18 protein-coding genes are annotated in these 19,340 nt (G+C 71.4%); 7 read left to right on the top strand and 11 right to left on the bottom strand.

What is annotated here, in order from left to right; translation table 11 throughout:
• Positions 1–120 precede the first annotated feature (120 nt).
• The 8 genes from TX83_RS07870 to TX83_RS07835 all read right to left on the bottom strand — a co-directional run bounded on the left by TX83_RS07870 (position 121) and on the right by TX83_RS07835 (position 7,620).
• Positions 121–1,764: a M4 family metallopeptidase gene (locus TX83_RS07870; protein WP_064747390.1), complete on the bottom strand. Its 1,644-nt coding sequence runs from the start codon at positions 1,762–1,764 to the stop codon at positions 121–123.
• Positions 1,765–1,986: 222 nt separating this feature from the next.
• Entirely contained in the window at positions 1,987–3,174 is a 1,188-nt protein-coding gene (locus TX83_RS07865) for a glutathionylspermidine synthase family protein (RefSeq protein WP_064747389.1), read from the bottom strand.
• Between the two features lie 52 nt (positions 3,175–3,226).
• On the bottom strand, positions 3,227–3,838 hold the full coding sequence (locus TX83_RS07860) for a DUF1190 domain-containing protein (protein ID WP_064747388.1): 612 nt from the start codon (positions 3,836–3,838) through the stop codon (positions 3,227–3,229).
• A gap of 8 nt (positions 3,839–3,846) precedes the next feature.
• The gene (locus TX83_RS07855) at positions 3,847–4,254 is read right to left on the bottom strand and encodes a DUF350 domain-containing protein (RefSeq protein ID WP_064747387.1); all 408 of its coding nucleotides are present in this window, start codon (positions 4,252–4,254) and stop codon (positions 3,847–3,849) included.
• 37 nt (positions 4,255–4,291) lie between these two features.
• Positions 4,292–4,957, bottom strand: coding sequence for a DUF2491 family protein (locus TX83_RS07850; RefSeq protein WP_064747386.1), 666 nt, complete (start codon positions 4,955–4,957; stop codon positions 4,292–4,294).
• Between the two features lie 43 nt (positions 4,958–5,000).
• The gene (locus TX83_RS07845) at positions 5,001–6,050 is read right to left on the bottom strand and encodes a potassium channel family protein (RefSeq protein ID WP_064747385.1); all 1,050 of its coding nucleotides are present in this window, start codon (positions 6,048–6,050) and stop codon (positions 5,001–5,003) included.
• 392 nt (positions 6,051–6,442) lie between these two features.
• Positions 6,443–7,207, bottom strand: coding sequence for a PspA/IM30 family protein (locus TX83_RS07840; RefSeq protein WP_064747384.1), 765 nt, complete (start codon positions 7,205–7,207; stop codon positions 6,443–6,445).
• Positions 7,204–7,620 carry a YjfI family protein gene (locus TX83_RS07835; RefSeq protein WP_064747383.1) on the bottom strand — a complete coding sequence of 139 codons (417 nt, stop codon included), beginning with the start codon at positions 7,618–7,620 and terminating at the stop codon, positions 7,204–7,206. Before TX83_RS07835 ends, TX83_RS07840 begins: the two co-directional genes overlap by 4 nt.
• A gap of 433 nt (positions 7,621–8,053) precedes the next feature.
• Between TX83_RS07835 and TX83_RS07830 the strand changes: the two genes are divergently transcribed.
• The 7 genes from TX83_RS07830 (at position 8,054) to TX83_RS07800 (ending at position 14,941) form a co-directional block, all read left to right on the top strand.
• Positions 8,054–8,569 carry a c-type cytochrome gene (locus TX83_RS07830; protein ID WP_064747382.1) on the top strand — a complete coding sequence of 172 codons (516 nt, stop codon included), beginning with the start codon at positions 8,054–8,056 and terminating at the stop codon, positions 8,567–8,569.
• Positions 8,570–8,760: 191 nt separating this feature from the next.
• Positions 8,761–10,548, top strand: coding sequence for an ExeM/NucH family extracellular endonuclease (locus tag TX83_RS07825; RefSeq protein ID WP_064747381.1), 1,788 nt, complete (start codon positions 8,761–8,763; stop codon positions 10,546–10,548).
• A 135-nt stretch (positions 10,549–10,683) separates the two neighbouring features.
• Positions 10,684–11,376 (top strand): alpha/beta hydrolase, encoded by a 693-nt coding sequence (locus TX83_RS07820; RefSeq protein ID WP_064747380.1) that lies wholly within the window; start codon positions 10,684–10,686, stop codon positions 11,374–11,376.
• 108 nt (positions 11,377–11,484) lie between these two features.
• Entirely contained in the window at positions 11,485–12,573 is a 1,089-nt protein-coding gene (gene zapE, locus TX83_RS07815; RefSeq protein WP_064747379.1) for a cell division protein ZapE, read from the top strand.
• Positions 12,574–12,963: 390 nt separating this feature from the next.
• Positions 12,964–13,347 (top strand): HU family DNA-binding protein, encoded by a 384-nt coding sequence (locus TX83_RS07810; protein ID WP_064747378.1) that lies wholly within the window; start codon positions 12,964–12,966, stop codon positions 13,345–13,347.
• A gap of 254 nt (positions 13,348–13,601) precedes the next feature.
• Positions 13,602–13,880 carry a hypothetical protein gene (locus TX83_RS07805; protein ID WP_064747377.1) on the top strand — a complete coding sequence of 93 codons (279 nt, stop codon included), beginning with the start codon at positions 13,602–13,604 and terminating at the stop codon, positions 13,878–13,880.
• A 248-nt stretch (positions 13,881–14,128) separates the two neighbouring features.
• Complete coding sequence (locus TX83_RS07800; RefSeq protein ID WP_064747376.1) at positions 14,129–14,941, top strand: aminoglycoside phosphotransferase family protein; 813 nt, start codon at positions 14,129–14,131, stop codon at positions 14,939–14,941.
• A 59-nt stretch (positions 14,942–15,000) separates the two neighbouring features.
• Here the strand turns inward: TX83_RS07800 and TX83_RS07795 are convergent, their stop codons facing one another.
• The 3 genes from TX83_RS07795 to TX83_RS07785 are packed head-to-tail and all read right to left on the bottom strand — an operon-like array spanning position 15,001 to position 19,309.
• Positions 15,001–16,410, bottom strand: a complete 1,410-nt coding sequence (locus TX83_RS07795; protein ID WP_222423734.1) for an efflux transporter outer membrane subunit — start codon at positions 16,408–16,410, stop codon at positions 15,001–15,003.
• A complete protein-coding gene (locus tag TX83_RS07790; protein WP_064747374.1) occupies positions 16,407–17,639 on the bottom strand; it encodes an HlyD family secretion protein in 1,233 nt (410 codons plus the stop codon). The genes TX83_RS07795 and TX83_RS07790 overlap by 4 nt, the downstream gene beginning before the upstream one ends.
• Before the next feature lie 17 nt (positions 17,640–17,656).
• On the bottom strand, positions 17,657–19,309 hold the full coding sequence (locus TX83_RS07785; protein WP_186442545.1) for an MFS transporter: 1,653 nt from the start codon (positions 19,307–19,309) through the stop codon (positions 17,657–17,659).
• Between the last annotated feature and the right edge of the window lie 31 nt (positions 19,310–19,340).

Below are 19,340 nucleotides of genomic sequence, written 5' to 3'. Positions count from 1 at the left end.
GCGCCGGGTTTCGCGCTTACGGACCGCGACCGCGCGCACGCTTGCGGCGCCGCGCAAGGTTTCCGTCGCCGCACGGCGGCCCGCCGCAGCGGGCCGCCGCATCCTCGGCGGGGTCGCGGCTCAGTTGACCGCGGCCGCGCTCCAGGCCCGCGCCACCGCGGTCTGTTCGGCCGAACCGGCGCCGTACAGCTCGGCCGCGGCGGCCAGGGTCGCCGCCCGCGCCTGCGGGTAGCTGGTGCTGGAGGTGAACTTAGTGGTCAGCGCGCGATACCAGATCTTGCCGGCCTTATCGCGGCCGATGCCGGCGATCGCGGTGTCGCCGTTGCACACCAGCTGGGCCGGGGTCAGGCCGGAGCCGGCCGGCACCACCGCGCCTTCGGCGAGCAGATAGAAGAAGCGGTTGCCGACCCCGGACGTGTAGTGCGGGTCGTGCGCGCCGCCGGCGCCCTGGCTGGGATCGAAGCCGCCGGGGATGTAGCAGTTGAACGACTTGCCGTCGGCGCCCTGGTTGTACATGTCGCGGAAGGCCAGCCCGCCGCTGCGCATGATTTCGCCGATGCGGTAGTCGCCCGGGTCGTTGGGGTGGTTGGCGTAGAACTCGACCAGGGTGCCGAAGATGTCGGAGTTGGCCTCGTTGAGGCCGCCGGCGTCGCCGGAATAGGCCAGGTTGGCGGTGGCGGCGTTGACCCCGTGCGACATCTCGTGGCCGGCGACGTCGATGCCCACGATCGGGCCGAAGCCGCGCGCGGCGTCGCCGTCGCCGTAGAACATCACCTTGGTCAGGGCGAAATACGCGGCGTTGACCCCGGTGGTGCTGCCGTCGGCGCGCTTGAAGTTGGTGTGGGCGTAGCTCTTGATGCCGACGCCGTCGTTGTACAGGCCGTTGCGGCCGTGCACGTTCTTGAAATAGTCCCAGGTGGCGCCGACGCCGTAGTGGATGTCGGTAGCGACGGTGGCGCGGTCGCTGAGCGCGTTGTTGCCCCAGGTGTTGTCGGTGTCGGTGAACAGGGTCGCGCCCCAGGTCGCGAACAGGATGTCGAACAGGTTCGAGATCGCCGCGCCCTTGGCGTCGTAGACCGCGCCGTTGCCGCGGGTGGTGTCGATCAGGTCGAACCTGGTCGCGCTCTTCTGGTCGGTGGCGATGCTGAGGTTGCCGTAGTAGTAGGTCTTGCCGGTGCCGACCGCGGCCGCGGTCTGCAACTGGTCCTGGGCGTCCAGCACCTTGCCGCTCGTGGCGTCGACGTAATAAGTGACGAAGCCGGAGTGCTTGCGGGTGTCCTCGCCCTGCAGGGTGACCTCGTACGCCAGCACCGGCTGCGCGCCGCGCGCGTAGATCACCAGTTCGTTGCGGTGGACCTGGACCAGCTTGCCGTCGAAGCGCGCGCCGGCCTCGACCGCGGCGGCCTCGCGGCCGATCCGCGCGACCAGCGACGGCCGCTGCGCGCTGCGCAGGGTCAGTTGGGCCGCGCGCAGTTGCCCGCGCTGGGTCTTGGCGACGACGTCGCCGCCGATCACGCGCAGGCCGCGGTAGCTGCGCTCGAAGCGCACGTGCCCGGTGCCGTCGCGGTCGACCACGGTGTCGCGCACCTGGAAAACGTCGCCGGCGTCGGCCTGGAGCGTCGCCAGGTGCTGGCCGATCAGGCCGCGCGCCTGCGCTGCGGTGGCGGACTTGAGGTCGGCGGCCTGGGCGCTGCCGGCGACGCTCAGGGCAGCGGCGATCGCGAGGGCCGTCGCGAGGGGGGTCGGCTTGGATTCGAGTCGCATAGCTTCCTTACTCCCGAGATTAGAATCGAGGCGCCGGTCCGCGATGCGGACGCGGGCGGGCCGCCCGGCCCGCTCTGGGATCATCGATACATCCAGGGATCGCGGCCCGGGCTTTCACGGGCGCAATCACGGCCAAACTGGGCCGCAGTGCGGAATTCGCTCAATCCACGCGCCGGCGTATGGACGGCCGCGAGGCGGCCGTCCCATGCCGCGCCGAAGCGCTCAGTCTTCGACGATCGCGTGCGGCAGGAAGCGCGAGCTGTCCTGGGTGATCGGGCCGGCGTCCTCGCGCAGGCCCATGCCGGCGGCGACGTCGGCCACCACCCAGCTGCCGATCAGCGGGTAGTTCGGCGCACCGTCGGCGCCGTCGAAGCGCGGCAGGGCGTGGTGCGCCTGGCGGACGGTCGGGCCGTCCCGATAGGGGCCGTCGCTGCTCAGGCGCTGGCCGTCGGCGATGACCAGCTCGATGTTGGCGCCCTCGCGCGAGAACAGCGGCTTGCGCACCCAGCCGGCCGGCAACGGCGCCGCGGCATCGTCCTCGAAATGCGCCTCGAGCAGGTTGGGATGGCCGCGGTGGCGCTCCCACAACAGCGGCAGTACGCCCTTGTTGCTGAGGATCGCCTTCCACGCCGGCTCGATCAGTTGCACCTGCGAGCCGGCGAGCTTGGCCCCGTACTCCTCGGCGAACATCCATTCCAGCGGATACAGCTTGAACAGGGTGCGGATGACCCGGTCGTCGGCGTCGGTGAACCACCCCTCGGCGCTCAGGCCGATGCCTTCGATGCTCAGCTCCAGGGTGTCGACGCCGGCCTGCTCGGCGCAATCGCGCAGATAGCGCACCGTGCCCTGGTCCTCGGCCGAGCCCTCGACCGCGGCGAAATGCACCGGGGTGACGATGCGCTTGTCGCGGGCCAGGCTGCCGAAGGTTTCGATCAGCAGTTCCTGGATGCGGTTGTACTGGTCGGCGCCGGCGCCGAGCGTGCCGGCGGCGATGCCCTGTTCCAGCCACAGCCACTGGAAGTAGGCCGCCTCGTACAGCGAGGTCGGGGTGTCGTAGTTGAGCTCGTACAGCTTGGCCGGGCCGCGGCCGTCGTAGGCCAGGTCCATGCGCCCGTACAGATGCGGCTCGCGGCGTTGCCAGGACTGGGCGATCCAGTCCCAGTACTGCGGCGGAATCGCCAGCCGTTGCAACAGTTCTTCCGAGCCGACCACCTCGTCGACCAGGCCCATCGCCAGGTCGTGCAGGTCCTGGGTCGGCTGCTCGATGTCGTCCTCGATCTGGCGCAGGCTGAAGGCGTAGTACGCCGACTCGTCCCAGTACGGCGCGCCGTCGATGGTATGGAAATGGAAGCCCAGCGACTGGGCCTGCTCGCGCCAGTCCGGGCGCGGGGTCGCGGCGATGCGCTTCATTCGGTGCGGTCGTCCGTGGTCGGTCGGATGCGGTTCGAGATGGGGGCAGCGCTCAGCCGCCCCAACCGCGCGAGCTGCCGCTGCTGCGGCTGCCGCCGAAGCCGCCGCGCGCGGCGGCGCTGGAGCCGAAGCCGGCGCGCGACACGGTCACCGCGCGGGTCGGCAGGGCGGTGTCGCCGTACTTGCCGCGGACCATGCCGCTGCTCTTGCCGACGTATTCGCCGCCGGGGCGCAGGTAGCCGCCGCCGCGGTAGTCGCGGTACAGCGGCGAGACGCCGCGCACGCCATAGTAATAGCCGCCCCCGCCGCTGTTCATCGCCTGCGAGACGGCGTAGCCGATCAGGAACCCGGCCATCGGCGGCATGAAGCTGTTCTGGTTGCCGTTGGCGTACTGCGGCGGCACCGGCTGGCAGGCGCCGAACTGGTCGTTGCACTCGCGCTCGCTCTCGAAGCGCGGCGCCAGCTTGGCGTGGTCGGCCAGCGCCTTCTCGTAGGCGGCCTGGCAGTCGGCGACCGAGATTTCGGTCTGCACCGCGCATTCTTCGCGCGCGGTCAGGATCTTGCCGCTGGGTTCGTCCTCGCAGCCGGTCAGCGCGGCCGGCACGGCCACCGCCATCAACACCAGCCGCAGCTGGCGCGAACGCTTGCTCTGGGTCGGATTCATGGCATCGCTCACGGGGTCATCGCGGCGGCGTTGATCAGGCCGACGCTGATCGACACGCCGGCGGAGAAGATGCCGGCGGCGGCCTGGTTCAGGCTGATCTGCTGCGACAGCTTGGGCAGGACCAGGCGCGCGAGCAGGAAGGCGAGCAGTTGCACCACCACCGACACCGCGCCCCAGATCGCCGCGTCGATCAGGCTGACCGAGTTGGAAATCGCCGAATGCAGCGGCAGCGCCAGGCCGATCAGGGTGCCGGAGAACGCGGTCGCGGCGGCGACGTTGCCTTCGCGGATCAGGCTCAGCTCGCGATGCGGGGTGATCAGCAGCACGGCCACCGCGGCGGCGATCAGCACGCCGATGCCGGTGCCGGCGTAGGCGAGGAAGTTGAGGAAGCTGTGGGCGGTGATCGGGGCGTCCATGGTGATCCTTGAGGCGAAAGAACGAGCGGCGCGGCGCTCAGGTGATGTCGAGGTCGGCCGTGGTCAGGTCCAGGCCGATCGCGTAGGTGACGACGAATTCGCTGGGGCCGTAGTCCTCGGCGGTGACCAGCAGGAATTCCTCGCGCTCCGGCTCGGCCACCTCGCGGCGGTAGAGCATGGCGTAATGGGTCAGGTCGTCGTCGCGGCGCGGCGGGTCGTGGCGGTACAGGACCTCGTCGTAGACCACCGCCGGCACCTTGGCCGCGGCCTCGCCATCGCCGAACTCGCGGTACCAGGTGCGGCCGGCGTATTCGATCCGGTCCGCGCCCAGGTGCGGATGTTCGTGGATGAAACGCTGGAACGCGGCCTGGTTGGGCGGGTTCACCGTTTCCTGGAACATGAAGGCCTTGATGCCCTCGATCTGGCCGCTGGCGGTGCTGACCTGCAGGTAGGCGTCGTCGTCGAGGTAGAAGCGGTGCAGCGCATGGCCGCCGCCGAGGTCGATGTGACCGTAGCAGGGAATCCCCTGGTGGCCCTCGGGCAGCTGCGCGCTCCAGGCCTGCGGGTGGGCGCGGTACATCATGGTGTCGAACGCGACCCGGCCGTTGATCCGCAGCCCCAACGGCAGTTCGTGCGCGAACGGCAGCGCCGGCTTCGCGGGCGCCTTGTCGTTGCCGCCGAACAATCCCTTCAACCAACTCATCGCCTGCCCTCGTCTCGCATGGCCCGGTATCGCCGCACTCGCCTCAGCCGGCCGCCAGCGCGGCCCAGGGCACGCGGCGTCCGTCGATGCGGGCGTCGGCAAGGTAATACAACAATGTGCCGGGCGCGATCTCGACATGATCGGGCGGGTTGAGCACCGGCGCCGCGCTGCGGCCGTCGCGGTAGCCGACCCACAACGCAGCCTGGGCGCGGAACGCGCCGGCCAGCTTGCCGGCCTGGACCGGCGCGGCGTCGGCCGGCACCTGCAGGCTGAACTGGGTCGGGCCGCCGGCGCCGAGCCATTCGCCGGCGACCAGCGAACTGCCGGCGTCCTGCGCTGCGCGCGCGATCACGTCGACGTGCAGCGGGCGCGTGCACTCGATGTGCGGGTAATGGCTGCGCACCAGATCGGCCGCGGCGGCGGCGTCGAAATGCGCGACCACGTGCGCCGCCGGTCGGTGCGACATGACCGCGAACACCGCCGCCAGCGAGCGGTCGTCGTCGGCCGCGTGCACGATCACCCGTGCCGCGCCGGCCAAGGCGGCGCGCGTGTACTCCCCGCAGTCGGCATAGGAGTCGACCGCGACGAAGCGGATCTGGTCCGGCATCGGGTTCTCGGTCAGGCCTTCGGCGAGCAGCACGATGCCCTCGTCGTCGGTGTGGGTGTCGGCCAGCAGCAGTCGCACCAGGCGCTCGGATTCGCGCCCATGCCAGCCGATCAGCACGGTGTGGCCTTGCAGGTCGTCGTAACTCATCTTGCCCATTTGGTGGCGTTTCCAGAAATGCAGCAGGCTGGCGCTGGTCTTGGCCAGCACCGAGGCGAACAGGGCGATCGCGCCCGGCATCACGAACAAGGCCACGACGTAGCGGCCGGCGGTCGAGCCCGGCGACAGGTCGCCGTAGCCGATCGTGCTGGCCGTGGTCATGTAGTAGTAGAGGAAGGCGTCGGCTGCGATCAGCTTGGCTTCGCCGGCCCAGGCCAGCAGCAGCCAGGTCAGGCCCATGTGCAGCACCAGCGCAGTCGCGACCACGCCCCAGCTGATCCGACGCAGGTGGCCGCGGACGAGGCGGTAGAGCTTGCCGATGACGATCATTCTGAGCGGGTGCCTGGTGACGTCCGTGTGGGGCGGTGCGGAACGGGGGGCGGGAAGCGGTTGGCCGCGGGCCGGTCGCGGCAGCTGCGGCGAAGACTACAGCTATCGCGACGGCGGAGACGAATGCTCGGACGCGCCGCCTCCTTTGCGTCGGTCGTCTTCGCGCGGGCGCAGATCCGGAGACTTCACAGCCCCTGCCGCGATGCCGCCCGCCATTCCCGCCTGCGCGGGAACGACGGGCAAGAGCCTGGAATCCGGAGACTGCGCACTCGTGCCGCTGCGCAGTCCCGGCCCCGCGTTGGCAGAAATGGCGAGCGCCGGGGCGCGTGGATCGCGAACCCTCGCCGTACCGCGTGCCGCCCCCGCCTGCACGGGGACGACGCGCGGCGGTCTCAGTTCTTGCGCTCGACCTGCTCGGCGTCCTTGATCTCCATCGCCGGCAGCGACAGCGGCTCGTGGGTCAGCTGCTGCACCGGCTTCTCGCGGAAGCGTTCGAGGATGTTGTCGACGCTGGTCGATTCCGGCAGCAGGCCGGCGTTGGCCAGCTTGGCGTTGAGGTCGCCGTCGCCGCTCTCGGCTTCCAGCTGCGCCGCCGCCTGCAGGCGCGCGCCGCGTTCGGCCTGGCGCTGCTGGATGCGCTCCAGCGAGTCCAGCGCGGTGGTGACCTTGCCGGTGGCGCCGGAATGGCGCGCGGCGACCGCGGTCTGGGCCCGCTGCACCGCCTCGGTGGCCTTGACCGTGTCGACCTGCTGCTTGACCCGGGCCAGCTTGCGCTCGGTCGCGGTGATCGCGGTCTTGAGCTGGTTGATGCTGGCGTCGTAGCTGGCGATGGCCTGCTCGTCGTTCTTGAGGTCGGTTTCGACGGTCGCCAGGCGCTCGGCGACTTCGCGCGCGAGCTGCTCGTTGCCCTGGCGCAGGGCCCCGGCGATGTAGGTCTCGTACTCGGCCTTCTTGGCGAAGCGGTCCTTGCTGCGGTTGGCCTGCAGCTGGCGCTGGGCCATGACCTTGGTCAACTCCTCCTTGGAGCGGATCAGCTCGTTGCCGGCGTCGCGGATCTCCTGGTCGAGGATCTTCAGCGCGTTGGCGTCGACCACGGCCTGGCCGGCCTCGTGCGCGGTGCCGCGGAACAGGGTCAGGATTTTCTGCAGCAGGCTCATGCGCTCACCAGATAGGACTTGAGGGCCTCGACCGCGTCGATCGCGTTGTCGGCCAGGGTGCGGATTTCCAGCTCGACCTGCTCGGCGGTCGAGTCCGGCGCCATTTCGCCGAACACGATATAGACGTCGCGGTCGTTGATCGTGGTCAGGCCGAGGTTGGACAGCGGGTTGATCGGGTTCAGGCGCAGGCAGGCTTCGTTGAAGCCGGCCGCGTCGCGGACCTGGGCGGCCTCGACCAGCGGGGTGGAGACGAAGATCTCGCGGTCGGTCAGCGCGATGGTGACGCCGAGGTCGCCGGCTTCCGGCAGGGTGACCTGGATCGCCGAATCGGCGGTCGGCACTTCTTCGACGTTGTCGGCGCCGAAGCTGGCGGCCAGTCGGGTCAACAGTTCTTGCGTGGTCCAACGGGACATAGGGGGTCCTTGTGGGGGTGGCGTACGGGCGCGGCGCGCGTCCGGGTCGCGGGCGGCGCGGGCGCCGGCGGCGGCCCGACCCTGGCCCTGCGATCATCGTCCGTGACCGTGCTCGTGGATCGGGAACGGTTATAGGGGCGGGCGATGACCGACGCAAGGCGCACAAGTCCCGTGCGCCGGCCGCGCCTGCGAGTGGGATGCGCGTCGCGGCGGGGCTTTGCGGCCCCTGCGGCGCCCGGTCGCAGGCCGCCGCGATTGGGCTAAACTGTCCGGCGGAACTACCCGACCGGCATTCCCGGCCCGCGATCTCTGTCCGCAAGGCAGCGCTCGGCGGGTTCGTCATGGGGCGGGTCCGCAGCGGCCGCGCCGATCCCCGGTACGGCCACGTCGATGGCTCAGGTGCGCCCTCGCGGTCGCACGCAATAGGTGGATCGTGCGCAATTACGACCTAGAATTCCTGAAGAAATTCTCGATGGTGATCGGCTTCCTGATGCTGGTCACCCTCGGCCTGATGATCGCCGCCTACTTCGTCCACAAGCAGCTGCCGGCGGAAATCGATCCGCGCGCGGCGCAGCGCACCGAGAACCGCATCGGTCCGGTCGGCGCGGTCTACGCCGGCTCGACCGGCGCCGCCGCGCAGCAGGCGGCGGTCGCCGCGGCCGCGGCCAAGGCCGCCTCGCAGGTCGCCTACGGCGGCACGCTCGACGGCCAGGTGATCTACGACAGCCTGTGCGCGGGCTGTCACAAGTCCGGCGCCGGCGGCGCCCCGACCCTGGACAGCGCGCACTGGGGCGCGCGCATCGCCAAGGGCAAGGACACCTTGCACAAGCACGCCATCGAAGGCTTCACCGGCAGCGCCGGGGTGATGCCGCCGAAGGGCGGCAACCCGGCCCTGACCAACGAGCAGGTCTCGGCCACGGTCGACTGGATGCTGTCCAACATCAAGTAAGCCGGCCGCCGATCGCGTCCAGCCGAACGCCGCCTCCGGGCGGCGTTTCGCTTTATGCGGGCGGCGTTCTCGAGCCCCGGCTGCGGAGGCGAACCGCCCGGACGCGACCGCAGCGCCGCCCGCCGGCACACGACGCGCGGCCGCGGCGCTGCCGATAATGCCGGCTGTCCCGGCCCGACCCGAGTTCCGCCATGCCGCGTTTTGGTTCCGTCTGCGCCCTTGCCCCCTGCCTGCTGCTCGCCGCTTGCGCCGGTGCGCCCACGCGCACGCCCGGCCCGCCGCGGAGCCCGGACGCGGTCGCGGTCGGCACGGTCCAGGGCCGCGAAGCCGCCAGCGCCTGGGTCGGGCGCGAAGCGACGGTCGAAGGCCGCATCACCGCCTCCCTGCGCGGCGCCGACGGCGCGCCCGGCTGGCTGCTGCAGGATGCCGGCGACGGCGAGGAAGCCACCTCCGACGCGATCTGGATCACCGGACCGGCCGCGGCTTCGCTGGCGCTCGGTCACGCCGTGCGCGTGCACGGCCGGGTCTACGAAGCGCCGCACGGCCGCGGCTCGTCGCTGACCGCGCTCGACGCGCAGCGCAGCGAGGCCTTGCCGGCGCGCGCCGGCAAGGCGTTGGGGCGACTGATGCCGGTCGCGGTGGCGCAGCCGCCGCAATGGAGCCGGCTGGAAGGCATGCGCGTGCGCATCGCCGCTCCGCTGACCCTGGCCGAACGCGACCGCAAGCGCGGTCGCTTGCTGGTGTCGTTCGACGGTCCGCTGTGGCAGCCGACCGAGCGCGCCGAACCCGGCAGCGAGGCGGCGCGCGCGATCGCCGCCGACAACGCCCGCCGGCGCCTGTCGCTGAGCGGCGGCGAAGCCGCGCTCGGCGCGACCGCCTTCGTCGCGCGCAGCGGCAGCCGGCTGGACAGCGTCGAAGGCGTGGTCGTGCCGGGCGAAGACGGCTACGTGCTGCACCCGGATGCCGCGCCGACGCTGCACGCGGCGCCGCGCCCGGCGCCGCCGCAGGTCGCCGGCGATCTGCGCATCGCCGCGTTCAACCTGGAGAACCTGTTCAACGGCGACGGCCGCGGCGGCGGTTTCCCGACCCTGCGCGGCGCGCGCACTCCGGCCGAGTACCAGGCCCAGTTGGACAAGCTGGTCGCGACCATCCACGCCTTGAACCCCGACGTCGCCGCGCTGATGGAACTGGAGAACGACGGCTATGGCCCCGAGTCCACCCTCGCCGCCTTGGTCTCGGCGCTCGACCGCGCCGACGCCGCGGTCGGCGGCGCCCAGGACTGGCGCTTCGCGGCGCCATGCAAGCAGCCCTGCGCGCAATCGCAACGCGGCCCGGGCGACAACCCGATCCGGGTCGGCCTGATCTACCGCAGCCAGCGGGTGGCCGCGCAGGGCGTCGCCGCGGTCTTGCAGCAAGACCCGTTCGGCCCGCTGGCGCGGGTGCCGATGGCGCAGGCGTTCCAGGCCCTGGGCCCCGGCGGCGCGCGCGGCCCGGCCTTCGTGGTCGCCGCCAATCACTTCAAGTCCAAGGGCTGCGGCAACGCCGAAGGCGCCGACCGCGACCAGGGCGACGGCGCTTCGTGCTGGAACGCCTCGCGGGTCGACGCCGCGCGCCGGCTGGACGCCTGGCTGCGGCGCGACCCCACCGCCAGCGGCAGCGCCATGAACCTGATCGTCGGCGACCTCAACGCGCATGCGCAGGAAGCGCCGCTGCGCACGCTGTACGCGGCCGGCTGGCGCGACGCGTTCGCGGTCGCCGGCGTCCAGGCGCCTTACAGCTATGTGTACCGCGGCGAACTCGGCCGGCTCGACCATGCGCTGCTGTCGCCGGCGCTGGCGCCGCGCCTGCGCGGCGCGGCCGAATGGCACGTCAACGCCGACGAACCCGAAGAGGCCGGCTACCGCGACGGCGGCGGCGGTCCGTGGCGCAGCTCCGATCACGACCCGCTGCTGCTCGGCTTCGATCTGCAGGCGCACTGAGCGCCGGCCGCGACGAGAGGGCCGGCCGCACACGGCTGTGCCCGGTCTGCCCGCAGACCGCCGCGCGTGCGATGCGCGGCGCGGACTACACAGCGGCGTAACACCTCGCCGACGGCGGCCCGTATCATGCGCCCCATGAACCTTCCCGCCTTCCCCGGCGACGCAGCCGCGACGCTGACCCTGCCCGGCCCCGCCGGCGCGCTCGAGCTGATCGTCGAAGCGGCCGAATCCGCGCCGCGGCCGATCGTCGCCATCGTCTGCCATCCGCTGCCGACCGAAGGCGGCACCATGCACAACAAGGTCGTGACCATGACCGCGCGCGCCTTGCGCGAGTCGGGCGCGGCCACGGTGCGCTTCAACTTCCGCGGCGTCGGCGGCTCGGAAGGCGAGTTCGACCAGGGCGAAGGCGAAGGCGACGACCTGCGTGCGGTCGCCGCCTGGGTCCGCGCGACCCGGCCCGACGCGCAACTGTGGCTGGCCGGTTTCAGCTTCGGCGCCTATGTCTCGCTGCGCATGGCCGACGAGCTGCAGCCCAAGCTGCTGATCTCGATCGCGCCGCCGGCCGGGCGCTGGGATTTCGACCGCATCGCTCCGCCCAGCGGCTATCCATGGCTGGTAATCCAGGGCGAGGCCGACGAGATCGTCGATCCGCAGGCCGTATACGCCTGGATCGACGGCCTGCGCCAGCCGCCCGAGTTGGTGCGCATGCCCGACACCGGGCATTTCTTCCATCGCCGCCTGATCGACCTGCGCGGCGCGATCAAGAACGGCGTGCGCCCGCACCTGCCGCCGGAACTTCCCGGCGCTTCCGCGCCGGCCCCGAACTGACCGGAACGCGGCCCATGTTCCCCGACCGGCCCTGCGGGACGCGCCGCGCCTGCGCCGCGTCCGCCGACGCCGCGGCGGCATGAGCCGGCCCGACGAGCCCTACTGCGCATGACCGCTCTGTCCCCTTCACAAGCCTATGCCGCCGGCGTCGCCCGCGGCGACTGGAGCGACGACCCGGCGCAGCGCCCGGCGTTGCGCGAACTCGACCGCATCCATGCCGCCCTGCAGGCACCGCCGCGCCAGGGCCTGTTCGACCGCCTGCGCGGCAAGCCGCGCGAAGGCGTGCGCGGCCTGTACCTGTGGGGCGGCGTCGGTCGCGGCAAGACCTTCCTGATCGACCTGTTCTACGAGCAGTTGCCGATCGCCGAGAAGCGCCGCACCCATTTCCACCGCTTCATGCGCGAAATCCACGCCCAGCTGCGCGAACACGCCGGCGAGAGCGACCCCCTGGCGCGGATCGCCCGGCAATGGCGCGAGAACCTGCGGGTGCTGGTGCTGGACGAGTTCTTCGTCATCGACATCGGCGACGCGATGCTGCTCGGCCGGCTGATGGAACGCCTGTTCGCCGAGGGCGTGACCCTGGTGACCACCTCCAACACCGCGCCGCCCAACCTCTATGCCGACGGCCTGCAGCGCGACCGCTTCAAGCCGGCGATCGCGCAGCTCCAGGCCCACTGCGAAGTGCTGCTGCTGGACAGCGCGCAGGACTACCGGTTGCGCGCGCTGACCCGCTCGCCGGTGTACCGGGCGCCGCTGGACGCCGATTCCGACCTGTGGCTGAGCGGGCGCTGGAAGGAGCTGACCGCCGCCTGCATCGCCGAAACCGGCCCGCTGCGCATCGACGGCCGCGATATCCCGGTGCGCGCGCTGGCCGACGGCCACGGCTGGTTCGACTTCGCCGCCCTGTGCGAGGGCCCGCGCGCGGCCAGCGATTACATCGAGATCGCGACCGAGTACCACACCGTGCTGGTCGGCGGCATCCCGCTGTTCGACGGCCTCAACGACGACCCGGCGCGGCGTTTCATCAATCTGATCGACGAGTTCTACGACCGCCATGTGAATCTGGTGTGCACGGCCGCCGAGCTCCCGACCGCGCTGTACCGCGGCCAACGCCTGGCCGGCGCGTTCGAACGCACCGCCTCGCGCCTGATCGAAATGCAGTCGGCCGAGTACCTCGCGCTGGAACATCGCGGCTGAGCCGGCGAAACCGCGCCGCGCCGTCCCGCGGCATGTGTGCCGAGCGTGCCCGCCCGCACCGCGACTGAACGCCCGTACCGGCGCCGCGGCGCGCGACGACGCCGCGCGCCGCATGCGCGCAAACCGTCGCTGCGCCGCCGCAGGAATGCGCGAAGTCCGGGTTTTTCCGCTTCTTGCGTGGCCTGCGGCCGCTGCGCACGCGGTCGCAAAACGCCTCGCCGGACGGGGGTTTTGCCCGCGTCGGAACCGACCCACGCCGAGGCGGCACTGAAAAACAGCTAATTTTTGCTCGAAAACTCTTGGCGGCGCGTCGGGCATGCCCTACATTCCGCCTTGCCGAGGGGTTATCCAGGCAACCCATCCATCCAACGAGTACTACCGGAAGAAACTATGGCTACCAAGAAAACCGCTGCAAAGAAGAAGGCCGCGCCGAAGGCCGCCGCCAAGCCGGCCGCTCCGAAGCCGATCAAGGAAGTGCTGAGCAAGTCGGGTCTGGTCGCGCACCTGGCGGAAGCCACCGGCGTGGTCGCCAAGGACATCCGCGCGGTGCTCGGCGCGCTCGAGGGCGCGGTGCATGCCTCGATCAACAAGAAGGGCGCCGGTGCGTTCACCCTGCCGGGCCTTCTGAAGATCACCGCCGTCAACGTTCCGGCCAAGCCGAAGCGCAAGGGCATCAACCCGTTCACCAAGGAAGAGCAGTGGTTCGCCGCCAAGCCGGCCACGGTGAAGGTCAAGGTCCGTCCGCTGAAGAAGCTGAAGGACGCCGCGGCCTGAGGTCGCTGATGCGGCGCACCGCGCGTCGCATCGCCCGCTTTGCCGGAACGCCGCCTTCGGGCGGCGTTCCTTTTGCGGTGCCGCCGCCGCGCCGGGGCGAGGTTCCTTTTTGTATCGCCGCCGCCCTCGCAACGAGGTTGCGGCGCCATCGATCCCCGCGGCTGACGCCTCCTTCGCTGAATACGAACTCATTCAGCACACTTCGACCGCCGTGGCATAGTGCGCGCAATCGCGCCGTCGCACAGGAGCGCCGCATGGACCCGATCAGTCTCGAAGAACTGGCCCTGTTGGACGTGCTCCAGCGCATCGATGCCGGGCACGCGCCGGGAGCGCATTCGCTCGCCCTGCGCGAACGCCTGATCGAAGCCGCCCTGGTCGAAGCCGGCGACGACGACGGTCTGCGTCTCACCGACGCTGGCGTGGAACGCTGCAAATCGCTGCGCCATCGCGTCGCCGCCGACGCCGAAGCGGCGCTGGTGTTGCAGGAACGCGAAGCGGCGGCAGCCGCACAGGCGGACGCCTCGAGCGACTGAGCGCCGCGCGATCGGCCGTCGCCGCAACGCCGTCGCAACACCGAGGCCGCGGCGTCCGCTCCGATACCCCGCAGGCGGTCGCGCGAGTCCGTCCCCCCACCGCCGTCCAAGCCGGCATGGTCCGACGCAGCCGCCATGGCGGATGGATGCGATGCGCGGCACGAAACGCGTCGCGGCCATGCCGCCGGCGCTTGCGCAACTCCGGGGCGGTCCCGATATCGGCATCATCGCCTCTCGCCTGCGCGCCCATGACTTCGCCCTTCGACCGCCACCTCGCCGACTGGAACCTGACTCCCGACGGCAGTCCGATCCGCACCCACAGCAGCGATCTGCTGCCGGTCCGCCACGCCGGCGCGCCGGCGATGCTCAAGCTCGCGCGCGAAACCGAGGAACGCCACGGCCGCCTGCTGATGCAGTGGTGGAACGGCGACGGCGCCGCGCGGGTGCTGGCCAGCGACGCCGACGCCTTGCTGCTGGAACGCGCCTGCGGCCCGCGTTCGCTGGCGCAGATGGCGCGCGACGGCCGCGACGACGAAGCCACCGCGATCCTGTGCGACACCGCCGCGCGCCTGCATGCGCCGCGCACGACGCCGGTGCCGCAGGACCTGGTGCCGCTGCGCCCCTGGTTCGCCGATCTGGAAACCTACGCCCGCAGCCATGGCGGCCTGCTCGCGCGCGGCTGGGACATCGCCCAGGGCCTGCTCGCCGAGCCGCGCGAAGTCGTGCCCCTGCACGCCGACCTGCATCACGAGAACGTGCTCGACGCCGGCCCCGAACGCGGCTGGATCGCCATCGACCCCAAGCGGGTGATCGGCGAGCGCGGCTTCGAGTACGCGGTGTTGTTCACCGATCCCGACCAAGAAACCGCGTTGGCGCCGGGCCGTTTCGAACGGCGCGTGGGCATCGTGGTCGAGCGCGCCGGCCTGGAGCGGCGGCGCCTGCTGCAGTGGATCGCCGCCTTCCAGGCGTTGTCGGCGGCCTGGTTCCTCAGCGACGAGGACGAGGCCGACAAGGAATTCGCAGCGATCGAGCTGGCGTTGGCGGAGTTGGATCGGGGTTGAACCGGCACGGCCGTTGCCCGCTGTTGAAGCGGCAGGCCAATGGGAGCCGCGCTTCGCGTCTAAGGCCCCGCCGCCGCGCCCCACCCGCCGCCCAGCGCCTTGTACAGATTCACCTCCGCCGCCAGCGCCTCGCCGCGCAGTTGCAGCACGGTCAGCTCGGCATTGAACAGATTGCGCTGCGCGTCCAGCTCTTCCAGGTACGAGGCATAGCCCTCGTTGTAACGGTTGTGGGCGATGCGCAAAGCCTCGGCCAGCGCCTGGCGCTGCTGCTCGGCCTGTTCGCCCTGCTCGCGCAGGCGCGCGATCGCGGCCAGCGCGTCCTCGACCTCGGCGAACGCGGTCAAGACGGTCTTCTGGTAGCCCAGCACCGCCTGGTCGCGCCGGGCCGCGCTCGCATCGACCTGGGCGCGCAGGCGGCCGCGATTGAACAACGGCGCCAGCACGCTGCCGCCGACGCTCCACAGGCGGATCGGGTCGTTGTGCAGCAAGCTCGATTCCAACTGCCCCAGCGAACCGGTCAGGCGCAGCGTCGGCAGCAACTGCGCGCGCGCCGCGGCGAGTCCGGCGTCGGCCGCAGCGACCTGCGCCTCGGCCTGGGCGATGTCCGGGCGGCGGCGCAGCAACTGCGAGGGCATGCCCGCATCGGGCAGCGCCGGCGCGGCGATGTCGCCCAGCGCCAGGCCGCGCGGCACCGCCTGCGGCGCACGGCCGAGCAGCACCGACAACGCGTCTTCCTGGCGCCGTATCGCCAACTGCAGCTGCGGCACGACTTGAGCGGTCGCACGATATTCGGCCTGCGCCTGGGCCAGCTCCAGGCGCGAGCTGTAGCCGGTATCGAAACGCCGCTGCGCGACCTTGAGCGCACCTTCGCGCGATGCCAGGGTACGCTGCGCCACCGCCAAACGCGCATCGCCAGCGCGCAGTCCCAGATAGGCCTGGGCCACCGCCGCGGCGATGCCGAGCCGGACCGCGTCGGCACCGGTTTCGCTGGCCAGCAGATTGGCCCGCGCCGCATCGGTCAGCGCATCGAGCCGACCCCACAGATCGACTTCGAACGCGGCCTGGAACTGCGGCTGGGTCACCTCCGACACCACGGCGCGGCCGCTGGCGGCAAGGCTGCGCGAGCGCGTCGCGCTCACCGCCAGGTCCAGGCTCGGCCATTGCGCCGCCCCCTGCGCCGCGAGCAAGGCGCGCGCTTCGGCGACGCGGGCCGCGGCGACACGCAGATCGGTGTTGTCGCGCAGGGCGCGTTCGACCAGCTCGGCCAGCACCGGGTCGTTGTAGCCGCGCCACCAGTCGCGCTGCACCGCGATGCCGGCACCGGGCGCGTCGCGCCAGGCGGCGGGCGGCTCGGGCCGTTCCGGCGGCGCCGGCACACCAGCGCAGGCACTCAACAGCGCGACCCCGGCCGCCAGGCCGAACCAGCGCCGCCGGGCCGGCGCCGTCGGACGCGCCTGCATTGGGGTCATCGCCGCGGCTCCGGTTGCGCCGGCACGGGCCCACCCGCCGCCTGGACAGCGCCTTCCGAGCGACCGTCCTGCACGCGGCGCGCCGGCATCGATGCGGCATCGAGTTCCGCCACCGGCACCGCCGCATCGCGCGCGGCTTCGGCGGCGGCGGCCTGTTCGGCGCGACGCACCGCCGCTTCGTCGATCGCGCTGGCGGTATCGACGGTGGCTTCCACCGACAGGCCCGGCCGCAGCCGCTGCGCCAGCTCCTGGTCCGGATCGATCGCGATCCGCACCGGCAAGCGCTGCGCGACCTTGGTGAAATTGCCGGTCGCGTTGTCGGTCTTGATCACGCTGAACTCCGAACCGGTCGCCGGCGACAAGCGTTCGACCCGCCCCTTGAGCACCGCGCCGTCCAGCGCGTCGACCCGGAACCAGGCCGCCTGTCCGGCGCGGATGCGCGCGGTCTGCGATTCCTTGAAGTTGGCCACCACCCACAGACGCCGCGGCACCAGTTGCATCAGCTGCGTGCCGGGGGTGACGTACTGGCCCAGGCGCACGCCGATCTCGCCGAGCTGGCCGGCCTGCGGCGCGTGGATGCGGGTGTTGGCGAGGTCGATTTCCGCCAGCCGCAGCGCCGCCTTGGCGTTGCCGACCGCGGCGCTCAGCGCTTCGCGGTTGACGATCACCGAACGCACGTCCTCCCCGGCCGAACGCCGCGCGGCCTGGGCCTGACCGAGTGCGGCCTCGGCTTGGCGCAACGCGGCCAGGGTCTGGTCGCGTTCGCGCTGCGACAGCGAGCCGTCGCCGACCAGGGCGTTGGCGCGGCGCATGTCGGCCTGGGCGCGGGCCAGGTTGGCCTGGGCCGCGGCCAGTTGCGCCTCGACGTTGGCGATCGCCGCTTCGCGCACGCGCTGGGCCTGGGTCGAATTGGCCAGATTGGCTTCCTGCGCGGCCAGATTGGCCCGCGCCTGTTCGACCCGCTGGCGGTAGTTGCGGTCGTCCAGCTCGACCAGCACCTGGCCGGCCTCGACCCGCATGTAGTCCTGCACCCGCACTTGGGCGACGTAGCCGTCGACCTTGGGCGCGATCACGGTGACGCTGCCGCGCACGTAGGCGTTCTCGGTGGTCTGGCGCGCGCTGGAGAACGGCGGCAAGCGCCAGGCGTAGAGGATCAGCAGCACGCCGACCACGGCGATCAGGATCACCGGGATCGAGGCTTTGGAGCGGAAGGGCGTCTTCAGCGGCATGGGGCGTCCTTCGCGGATCAGGAGGTGGATGCGGGGGAAGCGGGTAAGGGGGCGACGGTTGCAGCGGATTGGACGCCGTCGGGCGTGGGCGCGGCGAACGGTCCGGGCACCTGCGAGGCGAAACTGACCACGGTGTGGCCGCGCCGCCACAGTTGCCACTTCAGCAACCCGACCCAGACCAGCACCGCCAGCGCCAGCCAGGCCACCGCCAGGAACACGTCGTTGTAGGCCAGCACCCAGGACTCGCGCAGCACCTGCTGGCTCAGGCTGGCCAGCGCCTGCTGGCTGCGCGCGGCGCCGTCGCCGACCACCCGCGCGACCGCGCCGCCGAGCTGTTGGGTGCGCAGCACCACCTGCGGATCGCCCAGCGTCATCGGCTGCATCAGGTGCTGGTAATGCGCGGTCTGGCGCTGCGCCAGGTAGGTGCCGAGCACCGCCGAGCCAAGCAGGCCGCCGAGCGCGTTGGTGGTGGTGAACAAGACAATGAAGGTCACCAGGTTGCGCACCCCGTCGGCGACCACCCGCACCAGGGCGAGCAGGATCGAGCTGGCCAGGAACATCGACGCCGCCATCGCGATCACGGTCTGGGTGAGGTAGAGCTGGGCCGGCCGGGTCAGGTTGCTGGCGTGCGAATCGACGTAGGCGCACACCCCGACCAAGGCCACCGCGATCAGGCCGAGCATGTCGAAGCGCCGGCCCGGCAGGAACGGCAGGGTCACCACGAAGCCGGCGACGGTGCCGGCCAGCACCAGCCAGAACATCGTGTGCATCTGGTCGTTGTTGAGGCCGAGCACGTTGAGCAGGCCGACCGCGCCGACCGACTGTTCCGACAGCACGATGCGCGACAGCACGATCGCCAGCCCCAGCCGCACCATGTAGCCGCCGTGCAACAACCAGCGCAGGTTGACCATCGGCTTGGAACGGTTGATCTCGATCAGCACGAACGCGCCGGCGCAGACCGCCGCCCAGGCCAGGCACTCGCCCAGCCAGGGCGTGTCCAGCCACCAGCGCAGGCGGCCCTGGGTCAACACCACCGTGACCAGGCCTATGGCCGCCGAATACAGCGGAAAACTGACGATGTCGAGGCGGTCGAACATCGGCTGGCGCGGCACCGGGGTGACCCGCAACAGGTTGATCGCGGCCAGGCAGATCAAGGCCAGGCCGAGCTCGAAGTAGACGATGCCGTGCCACTGGCCGTTGAGGAACAAGCTTTCGGCGACGATCCGCGACACCGGCGCGCCGGTCTGCAGCGCGGCGAAGCCGAACATCAGCCCGAGCACCTTCTTCGGCCCGTCGAACACTTCGGCCATGTACAGCACGGTCAGCGAACTCAGCGGCGCGGCGGCGATGCCCAGCGCGGCGCGCGCGGCCAGCGCCGATTGGAGGTCCTTCGCCAGCAGGTGCACCACGGCCGCGACCACGAACAGGCCGATGCCGAGGTCGGCGAACAGACGCAAGCCGTAATGCAGGCGGAACTTGGTCAACAGCAGGCTGGCCGGGATGTTGGTGGCGAAGTACACGGTCAGCAGCCAGGTCGCCTCGGCGCCGGTCGCGCCGAGCGCGCCCTGCACCTGCGGCAGGTTCGAGGCGACCAGGTTCATGCCCAGGCTCTGGGTCAGGCCGAGCAACAGCGAGATCGCGACGAAGGCGGCAGCGCGCCAACGCGGCATCGGCGCCGCCGATCCGGGCGGTCCCGCGGGC

The sequence above is a fragment of the Lysobacter antibioticus HS124 genome (assembly GCF_000336385.2).
Classification (GTDB): Bacteria; Pseudomonadota; Gammaproteobacteria; order Xanthomonadales; family Xanthomonadaceae; genus Lysobacter; species Lysobacter firmicutimachus.
This window is presented reverse-complemented; position numbering and strand designations above follow the sequence as displayed.

Bases quoted from the DNA above. Each gene is read 5' to 3' on its own strand.
- TX83_RS07785 (WP_186442545.1), bottom strand. From the start codon at position 19,309: ATGCCGCGTTGGCGCGCTGCCGCCTTCGTCGCGATCTCGCTGTTGCTC.
- TX83_RS07800 (WP_064747376.1), top strand. From the start codon at position 14,129: ATGACTTCGCCCTTCGACCGCCACCTCGCCGACTGGAACCTGACTCCC.
- TX83_RS07795 (WP_222423734.1), bottom strand. From the start codon at position 16,410: ATGACCCCAATGCAGGCGCGTCCGACGGCGCCGGCCCGGCGGCGCTGG.
- TX83_RS07865 (WP_064747389.1), bottom strand. From the start codon at position 3,174: ATGAAGCGCATCGCCGCGACCCCGCGCCCGGACTGGCGCGAGCAGGCC.
- TX83_RS07840 (WP_064747384.1), bottom strand. From the start codon at position 7,207: ATGAGCCTGCTGCAGAAAATCCTGACCCTGTTCCGCGGCACCGCGCAC.
- TX83_RS07850 (WP_064747386.1), bottom strand. From the start codon at position 4,957: ATGAGTTGGTTGAAGGGATTGTTCGGCGGCAACGACAAGGCGCCCGCG.
- TX83_RS07820 (WP_064747380.1), top strand. From the start codon at position 10,684: ATGAACCTTCCCGCCTTCCCCGGCGACGCAGCCGCGACGCTGACCCTG.
- TX83_RS07810 (WP_064747378.1), top strand. From the start codon at position 12,964: ATGGCTACCAAGAAAACCGCTGCAAAGAAGAAGGCCGCGCCGAAGGCC.
- TX83_RS07805 (WP_064747377.1), top strand. From the start codon at position 13,602: ATGGACCCGATCAGTCTCGAAGAACTGGCCCTGTTGGACGTGCTCCAG.
- TX83_RS07860 (WP_064747388.1), bottom strand. From the start codon at position 3,838: ATGAATCCGACCCAGAGCAAGCGTTCGCGCCAGCTGCGGCTGGTGTTG.
- TX83_RS07790 (WP_064747374.1), bottom strand. From the start codon at position 17,639: ATGCCGCTGAAGACGCCCTTCCGCTCCAAAGCCTCGATCCCGGTGATC.
- zapE (WP_064747379.1), top strand. From the start codon at position 11,485: ATGACCGCTCTGTCCCCTTCACAAGCCTATGCCGCCGGCGTCGCCCGC.
- TX83_RS07845 (WP_064747385.1), bottom strand. From the start codon at position 6,050: ATGATCGTCATCGGCAAGCTCTACCGCCTCGTCCGCGGCCACCTGCGT.
- TX83_RS07825 (WP_064747381.1), top strand. From the start codon at position 8,761: ATGCCGCGTTTTGGTTCCGTCTGCGCCCTTGCCCCCTGCCTGCTGCTC.
- TX83_RS07835 (WP_064747383.1), bottom strand. From the start codon at position 7,620: ATGTCCCGTTGGACCACGCAAGAACTGTTGACCCGACTGGCCGCCAGC.
- TX83_RS07870 (WP_064747390.1), bottom strand. From the start codon at position 1,764: ATGCGACTCGAATCCAAGCCGACCCCCCTCGCGACGGCCCTCGCGATC.
- TX83_RS07855 (WP_064747387.1), bottom strand. From the start codon at position 4,254: ATGGACGCCCCGATCACCGCCCACAGCTTCCTCAACTTCCTCGCCTAC.